The sequence below is a fragment of the Variovorax sp. LG9.2 genome, assembly GCF_035018885.1.
Lineage (GTDB): Bacteria > Pseudomonadota > Gammaproteobacteria > Burkholderiales > Burkholderiaceae_C > Variovorax.
The window spans coordinates 134,206-146,054 of record NZ_JASJXB010000003.1; the positions used below are offsets into that span (position 1 = coordinate 134,206).

11 protein-coding genes are annotated in these 11,849 nt (G+C 63.9%); 7 read left to right on the forward strand and 4 right to left on the reverse strand.

Annotated features, from left to right (window positions below; translation table 11 throughout):
* Nucleotides 1-21: 21 nt before the first annotated feature.
* The gene (locus QN413_RS04170; protein WP_323495389.1) at nt 22-1,551 is read left to right on the forward strand and encodes a malonyl-CoA synthase; all 1,530 of its coding nucleotides are present in this window, start codon (nt 22-24) and stop codon (nt 1,549-1,551) included.
* Nucleotides 1,552-1,662: 111 nt separating this feature from the next.
* Here QN413_RS04170 and QN413_RS04175 read toward each other — a convergent pair whose 3' ends face one another.
* Nucleotides 1,663-2,868, reverse strand: coding sequence for a urate hydroxylase PuuD (locus QN413_RS04175; protein WP_323495391.1), 1,206 nt, complete (start codon nt 2,866-2,868; stop codon nt 1,663-1,665).
* A 185-nt stretch (nt 2,869-3,053) separates the two neighbouring features.
* Nucleotides 3,054-3,860 carry a xanthine dehydrogenase accessory protein XdhC gene (gene xdhC / locus QN413_RS04180; RefSeq protein WP_323495392.1) on the reverse strand — a complete coding sequence of 269 codons (807 nt, stop codon included), beginning with the start codon at nt 3,858-3,860 and terminating at the stop codon, nt 3,054-3,056.
* A gap of 140 nt (nt 3,861-4,000) precedes the next feature.
* On the opposite strand from xdhC, the gene QN413_RS04185 reads away from it, so the two are divergent.
* The gene (locus tag QN413_RS04185) at nt 4,001-4,495 is read left to right on the forward strand and encodes a hypothetical protein (protein WP_323495551.1); all 495 of its coding nucleotides are present in this window, start codon (nt 4,001-4,003) and stop codon (nt 4,493-4,495) included.
* A gap of 27 nt (nt 4,496-4,522) precedes the next feature.
* Here the strand turns inward: QN413_RS04185 and uraH are convergent, their stop codons facing one another.
* Nucleotides 4,523-4,873, reverse strand: coding sequence for a hydroxyisourate hydrolase (gene uraH / locus QN413_RS04190; RefSeq protein WP_323495393.1), 351 nt, complete (start codon nt 4,871-4,873; stop codon nt 4,523-4,525).
* Between the two features lie 80 nt (nt 4,874-4,953).
* Here uraH and QN413_RS04195 point away from each other — a divergent pair, with 80 nt between their 5' ends.
* The 5 genes from QN413_RS04195 to QN413_RS04215 all read left to right on the forward strand — a co-directional run bounded on the left by QN413_RS04195 (nt 4,954) and on the right by QN413_RS04215 (nt 11,368).
* Nucleotides 4,954-5,634 carry a GntR family transcriptional regulator gene (locus tag QN413_RS04195; protein ID WP_416352132.1) on the forward strand — a complete coding sequence of 227 codons (681 nt, stop codon included), beginning with the start codon at nt 4,954-4,956 and terminating at the stop codon, nt 5,632-5,634.
* Between the two features lie 115 nt (nt 5,635-5,749).
* Complete coding sequence (puuE, locus tag QN413_RS04200; RefSeq protein ID WP_323495553.1) at nt 5,750-6,667, forward strand: allantoinase PuuE; 918 nt, start codon at nt 5,750-5,752, stop codon at nt 6,665-6,667.
* A gap of 1 nt (nt 6,668) precedes the next feature.
* Complete coding sequence (uraD, locus tag QN413_RS04205; protein ID WP_323495394.1) at nt 6,669-8,447, forward strand: 2-oxo-4-hydroxy-4-carboxy-5-ureidoimidazoline decarboxylase; 1,779 nt, start codon at nt 6,669-6,671, stop codon at nt 8,445-8,447.
* 14 nt (nt 8,448-8,461) lie between these two features.
* A complete protein-coding gene (locus tag QN413_RS04210) occupies nt 8,462-9,694 on the forward strand; it encodes a M20 family metallopeptidase (protein ID WP_323495395.1) in 1,233 nt (410 codons plus the stop codon).
* A gap of 75 nt (nt 9,695-9,769) precedes the next feature.
* Nucleotides 9,770-11,368, forward strand: coding sequence for a phospholipase D family protein (locus QN413_RS04215; RefSeq protein WP_323495396.1), 1,599 nt, complete (start codon nt 9,770-9,772; stop codon nt 11,366-11,368).
* A 43-nt stretch (nt 11,369-11,411) separates the two neighbouring features.
* On the opposite strand, the gene QN413_RS04220 is transcribed toward QN413_RS04215, so the two are convergent.
* Complete coding sequence (locus QN413_RS04220; protein ID WP_323495397.1) at nt 11,412-11,729, reverse strand: DUF3606 domain-containing protein; 318 nt, start codon at nt 11,727-11,729, stop codon at nt 11,412-11,414.
* Nucleotides 11,730-11,849: the final 120 nt, after the last annotated feature.

Below are 11,849 nucleotides of genomic sequence, written 5' to 3' on the forward strand. Positions count from 1 at the left end.
GCCTTCCCAATGATTCGAGCCATGCAAAACGACAATATTTTTTCAGCCTTGCGCGCGGCATTTCCAGCTGACCTTGCCGGCGTTGCCATCGAGACCGAGCACCCGCTGAACTACACGTGGCAGGACATCGAACGGGCCACCGCGATGATGGCCAACCTGCTGGCGTCGCTCAAGCTGCCGAAGGGCGCACGCGTTGCAGTACAGGTCGAAAAATCCGTTGAAGCGGCATTGCTCTACCTGGCGACGCTGCGCGCCGGCTATGTCTTCCTGCCGCTGAACACGGCCTACCAGCGCGGAGAAATGGCGTATTTCATCGGCAATGCCGAGCCGAGTGTCGTGGTGTGCAGCCCGCAGAATGTCGGCTGGGTCGGCGAGCTCGCCGCCGAGGCCGGTGTGCCGCACGTCTTCACGCTGGGTGACGACCGCAGCGGCACCTGGCTGGAGCGCGCCGCGCACTGCAGCGACCGGCACCAGGTCGCAGTCAAGAAGACCGATGACCTGGCCGCGATCCTCTACACCAGCGGCACCACCGGCCGCAGCAAGGGCGCGATGCTGTCGCACGGCAACCTGCTGAGCAATGCGCGGGTGCTGAAAAAATACTGGGGCTGGAAGCCCGGCGACGTGCTGATTCACGCGCTGCCGATCTTTCACGTCCATGGGCTTTTCGTGGCATTGCATGGCGCGCTGATCAACGGCAGCAAGATGATCTGGCTGGCGAAGTTCGACCCCAAGCGGGTGGTCAGCAAGCTGCCCGAAGCGACGGTCTTCATGGGCGTTCCGACGTTGTATGTGCGCCTGTTGGCCGAGCCCGGCCTGACGCGCGAGGCCTGCAGAAACATGCGGCTCTTCGTCGCCGGTTCGGCGCCGCTGCTGATCGAGACCTTCAACGAGTGGAAAGAACGCACCGGCCAAACGATCCTGGAGCGCTACGGCATGAGCGAGACCGCCATGCTGACGTCCAACCCGTATGAAGAACCGCACGGCGATGAGCGGCGCGGCGGCACGGTCGGCTTCCCCTTGCCCGGTGTGTCGCTGCGGGTACGCGGCGAGGGTCACGAGTCGCTGCCGGCGGGAGAGATCGGCGGCATCGAGGTCCAGGGCCCGAACGTCTTCGCCGGCTACTGGCGCATGCCCGAGAAGACCCAAGAGGAATTCACCGACGACGGATTCTTCAAGACCGGCGACGTCGGCGTGGTGGATGCGCGTGGCTACGTCACCATCGTCGGCCGCAGCAAGGATTTGATCATCAGCGGCGGCTACAACGTGTATCCGGCCGAGATCGAGGGCAGCATCAACGAGATGCCCGGCGTGGCCGAAAGCGCCGTGGTCGGCGTGCCCCACAAGGACTTCGGCGAAGTGGGTGTGGCACTGGTGATTGCCAAGCCGGGCACGGCGCCCGATCCGCAAAAGATCCTGGCCGAGTTGAAGTCGAAGCTGGCCAACTTCAAGATACCGAAGCAGTGCTTCGTCGTCGGCGAATTGCCACGCAATGCCATGGGCAAGGTGCAGAAGAAGCTGCTGCGGGAACAGTACGCAGCACTGTTTGCCTGAAGCCACGAGGGGCGCGGACCGTCTCTGGCGGCTGCGCTACCGCATTACCGCGCTACCGCATTACCGCGCTGCTGCGCTGCTCGATCCGACCGGGACTCGCCGGGCCAGGCCTTACTGGGTTTTGGCCCCCGCCTCGAACCAGCGCCCGATCAGCGCCCGCTCCGCATCGGTGATGCCGGTCGCGTTGTTCATCGGCATGATCTTGGTCACCACTGCCTGCTGGTACACCGCCTGCGCGTGCAGGGCCACCTGATCGGGTGAGTCGAGCCGGACGTTCTTCATCTGCATCGCGGCGCCGTGGCACATGTAGCAGCGCTGTTCGAGCACCTTCTGCACGTCACCGAAGCTGACAGCCTGCACCACCGCGCCGGGCGGCGGCGCAGGAGTGGGTTCGGGCTTCATCCAGACGATCGTCAGCCCGAGCACCAAGATGCCGACCATCGCATACGCGATCGGGTTGCGGGCATTGCCCAACTTGAAACGGTGTCGCACCACGAAGAACTGTCGAATGGCCGCGCCGCCCAGCATGATGAGCAGCAGCACGATCCAGTTGTATTTGTGGGTGTAGGTGAAGCTGTAGTGGTTGCTCAGCATCGCGAACAGCACCGGCAGCGTGAAGTAGGTGTTGTGCACGCTGCGCTGTTTGCCGCGCACGCCGTGCGTGGGGTCGACCGGCCGACCCTCGCGCAGCGCCTGCACGTTCTTGCGCTGGCCGGGAATGATCCAGAAGAACACGTTGCCGCTCATGGTCGTGGCCATCATGGCGCCGACCAGCAAAAAGGCCGCTCGGCCCGCGAACCAATGGCATGCCAGCCAGGTAGCAAAAGCGATGAAAAGCGCGATCAGCAAGCCGACGACCGTGTCGCCGTGCTTGCCCTTGCCGAACAACTGGCAGATGCTGTCGTAGACCATCCAGAACACGACGAAGAACGCCAGCGCGACACCGATGGCGGCACCGGGTTGCCAGTCCATCTTGCTCTTGTCGATGAGGTACGTGCTGGCATTCCAGAGGTACGACATGGTGAAGAGCGCAAAGCCGGTAAGCCACGTCGAATAGCTCTCCCAATACGACCAGTGCAGATGGTCCGGTAGCACCTTGGGCGCCAGGCCGTACTTCTGCATGTTGTAGAAGCCGCCGCCGTGCACCGCCCATTGCTCGCCGCCGACGCCCTTGTCGAGCGATTCCTTGTCTTGCGGCTTTTCGAGGCTGTTGTCCAGCATCACGAAGTAGAACGAAGCACCGATCCATGCAATGGCGGTGATGACGTGGGCCCAACGCAGCAGCAGGTTGGCCCAGTCGAGGTAATAACTTTCCATTTGCGCTCAACCCCGGAATGGTTCTGGCCTGCTCACCACCGCGGGCACTGTAAGCAGAGAAAGTGCCGCGAACGCCGTTCCTTGAGGGGAACTCGCTCCGCTGCGGCTTGTTGTAAACCGAAGTGTATACACTTTTAAGGTGCCTTTGGGCTGTTTTTTGAACCGTCTTCGAGCGTCCGAGAGGGTCAGCCCATGAATTGCAACAACTGTGCCGCCACCGCGACCGCAATGACCTCCGGCTCCTTGCCGTGAATGCCGGGCGTACCGATCGGGCAGGTGACGCGGCTCATCTCGGCTTCGGTGAAACCACGTGCTTCAAGTCGGTGCCGGAAGGTCGCCCACTTCGTCTTGCTGCCGATCAGGCCGATGTACGGCAGGTCGTCGCGCGCCCTCAGGCGCTTGAGGCAGGCGATGAGGATGTCGAGGTCTTCGGCATGGCTGAAGCTCATGATGAGCACGCGCGACTGGGGCGCGAGTTGGGCCACGGCGTCCTGCACCGGCTCCGAATGCTCGGCGTCGATCTGCGCCGGCAGCGCCGCGGGGAACACGCCATCGCGGCTGTCGATCCAGCGCACTGAAAACGGCAGCGTCGCGAGCAGCCGCCCGAGCGCGGCGCCGACATGGCCGCCGCCGAACAGCGCGACCGGCGGCAGGTGCGCGACCAATTCCCGCTTGAGCGCTGGCGCATCGCGTGCGCCGATCGCCTGGTACGACAGGAACATGACGCCGCCACAGCATTGGCCCAGGCTCGGACCGAGCGGGTAGCGGCGCACGCCGTCGATGGGCGGCGCGCCGGCCAGCACGGCGCGCGCTTCTTCGGTCGCCTGGAACTCGAGTTGCCCACCGCCGATGGTGCCGGTGAGGCCATTCGCCCACACCGCCATCCAGGTGCCGGCCTCGCGAGGGGCCGAACCTTGCGTCGATGTCACGCGCACCAACACCGCGTTTTCGTGCGCGAGGCGCGCCAGCAGTTCGTCGACGGCGCCGATCAAAACGGAAACCTCCGGTTGCCAATGGTCGAACCGTCGTCAGCGCCTGTCATCCCGCTCACGGTATAAATCTGCCGATGAACTTTCAGTCTCTCTTGCCGTCCTTCTTGCCATCCGGCCTGCCCACTCTTTTGCGTCGGGCGATGTCCCGCAATCTTGGGTTCGCAACTGCCCTCGTCGGAGCCATCTGGCTTGCCGGCTGCGGCAGCACCAGCCCGACCGCGCCCATCACTTCGCCGGTGCCGGGCCAGCTGAGTCGCGCCGCCGCGGACAACACGGCAGGAAAGATCCCCCGCCCTTCCGTCGCTGCGACACCGCGCGACTATCGCAAGGACGCCGCACGCCACATCTACGACGGCAACAAGGACCGCATCTACGACGGCAAGATGCCGCCGATGCTCTATGCGGTCGGCACGCTGCAGGTCAACCTCGACACCAACGGCAAGGTGCTCTCGATGCACTGGATGCGCGCGCCGAACCATGCGCCCGAGGTGATCGCCGAGATCGAACGCACGGTGCTGGAGGCTTCGCCTTTTCCGGCGGCCACGCGCATCGGCAAGGTCACCTGGACCGACACCTGGCTGTGGGATCGCGGCGGCCATTTCCAGCTCGACACGCTCACCGAAGGACAGCTCTAGACGCCACAGGCGCATCGGCGTCATCGATCAGGAACCGCGGTAGGTCGAGTAGGCCCAGGGGCTGACCAGCAACGGCACGTGGTAGTGCTGGTCGGTGTGCGCCACGCCGAAGTCGAGCGACACGCGGTTCAGGAAGTTGGGCTCGGGCAACTTCACCCCGAGCGTCTTGAAGTAGCCCGCCACGTCAAACACCAGCCGGTAGGTGCCGACCTTGATGGTGTCGTTGTCGTAAAGCGGGCCATCGCTGCGGCCATCGGCATTGAGGGTGAAGCGCCGCACCAGCGTGGCGGTGTCGCCCTCGGTGGTGTACAGCGCGACGGACATGCCGGCAGCAGGGCCGCCATGCATCGTGTCCAGTACGTGTGTGCTCAAGCCCATAAGTGCCCCTTCATTTGTGTCGCTTCATTCGGTGGACAAAAGTGTATACAGTTACTGACTTTGGGTCTATCATCAAAAACATGGACGCTGCCCCCGCCACCCTGTCGAGCACTCGCGCCATTGTCGATGCGCTTACCAAAGCCATAGTGGAGCACCGTCTGCAGCCCGGCAGCAAGCTCGCCGAACAAAAACTGGCCGACCACTTCGGCGTCTCTCGCACCCTGGTGAGGCAGGCTTTGTTCCAGCTTTCGCAAAATCGGCTGATCCGCCTGGAGCCGGCACGCGGCGCGTTCGTCGCGGCGCCGGCCGTCGACGAGGCTCGCCAGGTGTTCGCGGTGCGTCGCATGCTGGAAACCGCGATGACGCGCGAGTTCGTGCAGACCGTGACGCCTGCCAAGATCAAGGCCCTGCGCGAGCATGTCGCACTTGAAAAAGCCGCGGTGGCGGGTGAAGACGTCTCCGGTCGCACCGAGCTGCTCGGCGACTTTCATGTGCGCATGGCCGAGCTCATGGGCAACAAGGTGCTGGCGCAAATGCTGGGCGAACTGATCTCGCGCTGCGCCCTCATTACGCTGATGTACCAGACCACCAGCGCTGCCGAGCATTCCAACGACGAGCATGCCGACATCGTGAAAGCGCTCGCCGCCAAGGACGAAGAGCGTGCCGTACGCCTCATGGCAGAGCACCTGGAACACGTCGAGGCCCATCTCGTTTTCGACCGGAAAGTTCCGACCCACGACATCACCCTGGCGCTGTCCTGAGACCCCGCCACCGGAGCCACGCATGACCCCCACCCAAGACAAACGGCAAGACAAACGGCAAGACAAACGCCAGGACAACGAACCAGACCGCCCGCCCGAGATCTATCCGCGCGACATGGTCGGCTATGGCCGCAACCCGCCGCACGCGCAATGGCCCGGCCAGGCGAAGATCGCGCTGCAATTCGTTTTGAACTACGAAGAAGGCGGCGAGAACAATCCGCTGCACGGCGACCCGACCTCGGAAACATTTCTGTCGGAACTCGTCACCGCGCAAGCCTACGAAAACCGCCACATGACGATGGAGTCGATGTACGAGTACGGCTCGCGCGCCGGTGTCTGGCGCATCCTGCGCGAGTTCGAATCGCGTGGCCTGCCGCTGACGGTATTCGGCGTCGGCATGGCGCTGCAGCGCTACCCCGAGTTGCTCGACACCTTCATGAAGAACGGCTACGAAATCGCCAACCACGGACTGCGCTGGATTCATTACCAGAACCTGCCGATCGCCACAGAGAAGCGTCACATCGACATCGGAACCCAGGTGATCCGCGACATGACGGGCGGGCAATGGCCGGTCGGCTGGTACACCGGCCGCGACAGCCCCAACACGCGCCGTCTTGTCGTCGACCAGGGCAGCTACGAGTACGACAGCGACTACTACGGAGACGATCTGCCGTTCTATGCGCAGGTGACCAAAACCGATGGCAGCGTGGTGCCGCATCTCGTCGTGCCTTACTCGCTCGATTGCAACGACATGCGCTTCGTGCAAGCGCAAGGCTTCAACACCGGCGACCACTTCTTCAACTACCTGAAAGACAGCTTCGATGCGCTCTATGCCGAAGGCGAGGAAGCACCGAAGATGATGAGCATCGGCATGCATTGCCGCGTGCTCGGCAAGCCCGGCCGCATCGGCTCGCTCAAGCGTTTTCTGGACTACGTGCAAGGTCACGAGCGCGTATGGATTTGCCGACGCATCGATATTGCGCGGCACTGGAAGCAGGTGCATCCCTTCGTTCCCACGGCCATCGAAGCCTGACATGGCCCTCACCATCGACCAGTTGAACGCCGCCCCGCCGGCACAAGCCGTTGCATTGCTCGACGGCATCTACGAGCACTCGCCCTGGGTGGCAGAGAAGGCATTGCAAGCGCGGCCCTTCCGCTCGCTGCAGCACCTGAAGCACGCGATGGCGCAGGCCGTGACCGGTGCCACCGCAGAGCAGCAGCTTGCGCTGATCCGCCTGCATCCGGAGCTCGCCGGCAAGCAGATGGAGAGCAACACGCTCACCGCCGAATCGACCCACGAGCAAGGCAAGGCCGGACTCACGAACTGCACGGGCGAAGAACTGGCGCACATCCGCCGACTCAATGCCAGCTACGGCCAGAAGTTCGGCTTTCCGTTCATCCTGGCCGTGCGAGGACCGCGCGGCACGGGCCTCTCCAAGCGCGAGATCATCGACACCTTCGAGCGGCGCGTGCATCACCATCCGTCGTTCGAACAGGGCGAGGCGCTGCGCAACATCCATCGCATCGCCGAGATTCGGCTCGGCGACAAGTTCGCCCACGTACCGACGCTCGGCAACGATGTGTGGGACTGGCAGGAGGCGCTGTCGGTGCACTCCGATCCGGGCTATGCCGAACTCGACCAGCTCACCGTCACCTACCTCACCGACGCGCACCGCGCCTGCGCCGCGCAGCTCGCGCAGGGCATGCGCGATTGCGGCTTCGACACCGTCGGGATCGACGCGGTCGGCAACGTGGTCGGCCGCTACGAGGCGACGACAACCGATGCGAAAGCGCTGATCACAGGTTCGCATTACGACACCGTGCGCAATGGCGGAAAGTACGACGGACGGCTTGGCATCTTCGTGCCGATGGCCTGCGTGCGCGAACTCAAGAAGCTGAACCGCCGCCTGCCCTTCGCCTTCGAAGTCGTCGGCTTTGCCGAAGAAGAAGGCCAGCGCTACAAGGCGACCTTTCTGGGATCGGGCGCGCTCATCGGGCACTTCAATCCAGCCTGGCTCGATCAGCAGGATGCCGATGGCGTGACCATGCGCAATGCGATGGCGCACGCCGGGCTGAACCCCGAAGACATCCCGAAGATCCAGCGCGACCCGAAGAAATACCTGGGCTTCGTCGAGGTCCACATCGAGCAAGGCCCGGTGCTGAACGAGCTCGACTTGCCGCTCGGCATCGTGACATCGATCAACGGCAGCGTGCGCTACGTCGGCGAAGTGATCGGCATGGCGAGCCACGCCGGCACCACGCCGATGGGCCGGCGCCGCGATGCAGGCGCAGCGGTGTCGGAACTCATCCTGTTCGCGGAACAACGCGCCGGCAAAGATGGCGATTCTGTTGCCACGGTCGGCATGCTGCAGGTGCCCAACGGCTCCATCAATGTCGTACCCGGCAGCTGCAAGTTCAGCCTCGACATTCGCGCGCCGAACAACACGCAGCGCGATGCGGTGGTCGATGATGTGCTGGCTGCCTTGAAGGACATCTGCGCGCGCCGCGCGGTGCGCTACACGCTCGAAGAAACGATGCGCGCCGCCGCCGCGCCGAGCGATGCGCAATGGCAGCAGCGTTGGGAGAAGGCGGTCGACGCGCTTGGCATTCCACTGTTCCGCATGCCCAGCGGTGCCGGCCACGATGCGATGAAGCTGCACGAAGTCATGCCGCAAGCGATGCTCTTCGTGCGCGGGATCAACTCGGGCATCAGCCACAACCCGCTCGAATCGAGCACCAACGACGACATCCAGCTGGCGGTCGAAGCCTTCTCGCTTCTGCTCGACAACCTGGCGCTGGAACAGACGCACTGAACCCCGACAACCTCATGACCGACTACGCAAGGCTCGACGCCTGGATCGATGCGCACTTCGACGACGAAGTGAAATTTCTGCAGCAGCTGGTGCGCGTGCCGACCGACACGCCACCGGGCAACAACGCGCCGCATGCGGAGCGCACTGCTGAATTGCTGAAGGACTTCGGCTTCGAGGCGGAGAAGCATCCGGTGCCGGCGCAGGAGGTCGCGGACTACGGACTTGAATCGATCACCAACCTGATCGTGCGGCGACAGTACGGCGCCGCAGGCGAAGGCCTCACGGTCGCACTCAATGCGCACGGCGACGTGGTGCCGCCCGGCGAAGGCTGGACGCACGACCCCTACGGTGGCGAGGTAGACGACGGCAGCATCTACGGCCGCGCGACGGCGGTGAGCAAGAGCGACTTCGCCAGCTTCACCTTCGCAACGCGCGCGCTCGAAGCCGTCGCCAGGCCGAGCAAGGGCACCGTCGAATTGCACTTCACCTACGACGAGGAATTCGGTGGCCTTCTCGGCCCGGGCTGGCTGCTGAAGAACGGCCTGACAAAGCCCGACCTGATGATCGCTGCTGGCTTCAGCTACGAAGTGGTCACCGCGCACAACGGCTGCCTGCAGATGGAAGTAACGGTGCACGGCAAGATGGCACACGCCGCGATTCCTGACACCGGCATCGACGCATTGCAGGGCGCGACCAAAATCCTGAATGCTCTCTATGCGCAGAACGCGCTCTATAAAAAGGTGACGTCCAAGGTCGAGGGCATCACGCACCCTTACCTCAACGTCGGCCGCATCGAAGGCGGCACCAACACCAACGTGGTGCCCGGCAAGGTCGTCTTCAAGCTCGACCGCCGCATGATCCCGGAAGAGAACCCGGTCGACGTCGAGGCCACCATCCGCAAAGTAATTGCCGATGCGGCAGCAGAATCCACTGGAATCACCGTTGGCATCAAACGCCTGCTGCTCGCGAATTCGATGCGCCCGCTGCCCGGCAACAAGCCGCTGGTCGACGCGATCCAGAAGCACGGCGTAGCCATCTTCGGCGAACCGATCAAGGCGATGGGAACGCCTCTCTACACCGACGTACGGCTCTACGCCGAGGCCGGCATCCCGGGCGTGATCTACGGCGCCGGCCCGCGTACCGTGCTCGAGTCGCACGCCAAACGCAACGACGAGCGGGTGCTGCTCGAAGACCTGCGTCGGGCCACCAAGGTGATCGCGCGGACGCTGGCAGATTTGCTGGCCTGAAGGGCAGACGTGCGTGCACACCGCGGAACGTTCTCCCGGTGGCTTGCACGGTTCGCTCACCTCATGCGCATTGCGTTGCCGTTGTGCATAACCGCCGCATTGGGCGCGTGTGCCGGTCTGCCATCGCTGCCTCGCCCGGCTGCAACGGCCGCCATCGTCGACTACGCGCAGACACCGCTCGCCGCCATCACGCAGAAGGTGCTGCCGGCAGCGCCTGGTGACGACCGCTCCGGCTTCCGGTTGCAACCGTACGGTCCCAATTCCTTCGCGACACGCATCGAGCTGACCCGGCTTGCGACCCGCAGCGTCGACGTCCAGTACTACCTGCTGCAAGGCGACAACACCGGCCGCGCACTGATGCGAGCATTGCGCGATGCAGCCGCACGAGGCGTCCGCGTTCGGTTGCTGATCGACGACCTGTACACCGCGGGGGAAGACGAACTCCTGCTGGGCCTGGCCAGTTATCCGAACGTCGAGGTCCGCCTGTTCAATCCGTTCCCGGCCGGACGCGGCAGCGACGTCACGCGCTACATACGTTCCGGCTTCGACTTCGCCCGCGTCAACCGGCGCATGCACAACAAGCTCTTCATCGCCGACAACGTCGCGGCCGTGGCGGGCGGCCGGAACATGGCCGACGAATACGTGACCAACGCCGCCGGCAGCAACTTCATCGACATGGACACCTTCGTCGCCGGTCCGATGGTGCGCGACCTGTCGCATGCGTTCGACGTGTACTGGAACAGCGAAGTGGTATTTCCAGTGCAGAGCATTGCCCGCAGCGATGCGACTCGCGTCCAGCTCCAGCAGGCCTTCGAGCGCGACACAGGCAGTGCCGCGCCGCCGCGGGCGAGCGAGATTCCCGTCGACGGCAGGCCGCGCGATCCGACGGATGGCGAGCCGAGCCTGTTGCCGCTCGAACTCGTTCCCATGCTGAACCTTCCGTTCGAACTGGCGCGCGGGACGTTGAGCCCGCTGCTGCTGGCAAAAGCGCGAGTCGTGTTCGATCCGGTCACTAAGACCGAAGGCTTCAACGAGACGCACCACTCGATCAAGGGAACGGTGATCGAAGCGGTCATCGGCTGGTTCATGACCGCTCACAACAACATCAAGATGGTGTCGCCCTACTTCGTCCCGAGCGACAGCGCGGTGGCCAGCCTGGTCGGCGCACGCAGGGCCGGACTGGGTGTCGAGCTCATCACCAACTCACTCGCTTCGACCGACGAGGCGTGGGTTTACGTGGGCTACGAGGCACACGTTAAAACGCTCCTGCAGGCAGGCGTGAAGGTGTGGGAGCTGAGCCCCTCGCTCAGCGTCAAGCGCCACAAGCTCGGCATTTTCGGCAGCCGCACGGGCGCATTGCACATGAAGAACGCCATCGTCGACCAAAAGGAGGTGTTCCTGGGTTCGATGAACCTCGATCCGCGGTCGGCTGAGCTCAACACCGAACTCGGAATGATCATCGACAGCGCGGAGATGGCCCGACAACTCGACGATTTCGGCGACGCCGGCAGTTCTTACGAATTGCGCTTGAGCACCGATGGCCAGAAAGTCGAGTGGCTCGAAAAAAACGAAGACGGCACGCAGGTCGTCTACGAGGTACCGCCTGAAACAACGACGTGGCAGCGCCTCTGGCTGCGCCTGATCGGGCCGTTCATCCCGGAGAAGGAGCTGTGATCAGGCCGGACGCGCGCGTGCTGGGCGTGCGCCAGCTGAAGCGTCACGGGACCGCCTGATACGCGTCCGCTGGGTGGTGCGGCTGCCTGTCGCCGCTCATCTGGGCAAGGTAACTGCTGACCTGCCTTGAGGAGTGGCCGACAGCATGGACCGCCGCCTCGAGTTCCAAATGCGTGCATCCCAGTTGTGCAATCCAGGACTGGGCAGTCACCGGATCGTCCAGCGCCACCCACTTGCGGTCTACATCGGCAAGCTCGAAGGAGAGAAGCCCGAGTTCGGGTGAGCACGGGTGTGGCGCCTGCACAGAGGCGGACAGCGACTGAAATTGTTTCAACAGGCAAGCTTTGTTCGGGATGTCCATGAGGGCCTTGAGACTGTGTGTCCCTGGTCTACGGACCCGGGGAGTCTTCGGATCACGATGACATCGTGGCCTAGCGCCAAGTCCTACGGCGGCCCCGCGGCCACCGGCTGGCGTGAAGCT

Excerpts from the sequence above, each read along its gene's own strand:
- QN413_RS04195 (WP_416352132.1), top strand. The coding sequence starts at position 4,954 with ATGGACGCTGCCCCCGCCACCCTGTCGAGCACTCGCGCCATTGTCGAT.
- QN413_RS04175 (WP_323495391.1), bottom strand. The coding sequence starts at position 2,868 with ATGGAAAGTTATTACCTCGACTGGGCCAACCTGCTGCTGCGTTGGGCC.
- QN413_RS04210 (WP_323495395.1), top strand. The coding sequence starts at position 8,462 with ATGACCGACTACGCAAGGCTCGACGCCTGGATCGATGCGCACTTCGAC.
- QN413_RS04220 (WP_323495397.1), bottom strand. The coding sequence starts at position 11,729 with ATGGACATCCCGAACAAAGCTTGCCTGTTGAAACAATTTCAGTCGCTG.
- uraH (WP_323495393.1), bottom strand. The coding sequence starts at position 4,873 with ATGGGCTTGAGCACACACGTACTGGACACGATGCATGGCGGCCCTGCT.
- QN413_RS04170 (WP_323495389.1), top strand. The coding sequence starts at position 22 with ATGCAAAACGACAATATTTTTTCAGCCTTGCGCGCGGCATTTCCAGCT.
- QN413_RS04185 (WP_323495551.1), top strand. The coding sequence starts at position 4,001 with ATGTCCCGCAATCTTGGGTTCGCAACTGCCCTCGTCGGAGCCATCTGG.
- uraD (WP_323495394.1), top strand. The coding sequence starts at position 6,669 with ATGGCCCTCACCATCGACCAGTTGAACGCCGCCCCGCCGGCACAAGCC.
- puuE (WP_323495553.1), top strand. The coding sequence starts at position 5,750 with ATGGTCGGCTATGGCCGCAACCCGCCGCACGCGCAATGGCCCGGCCAG.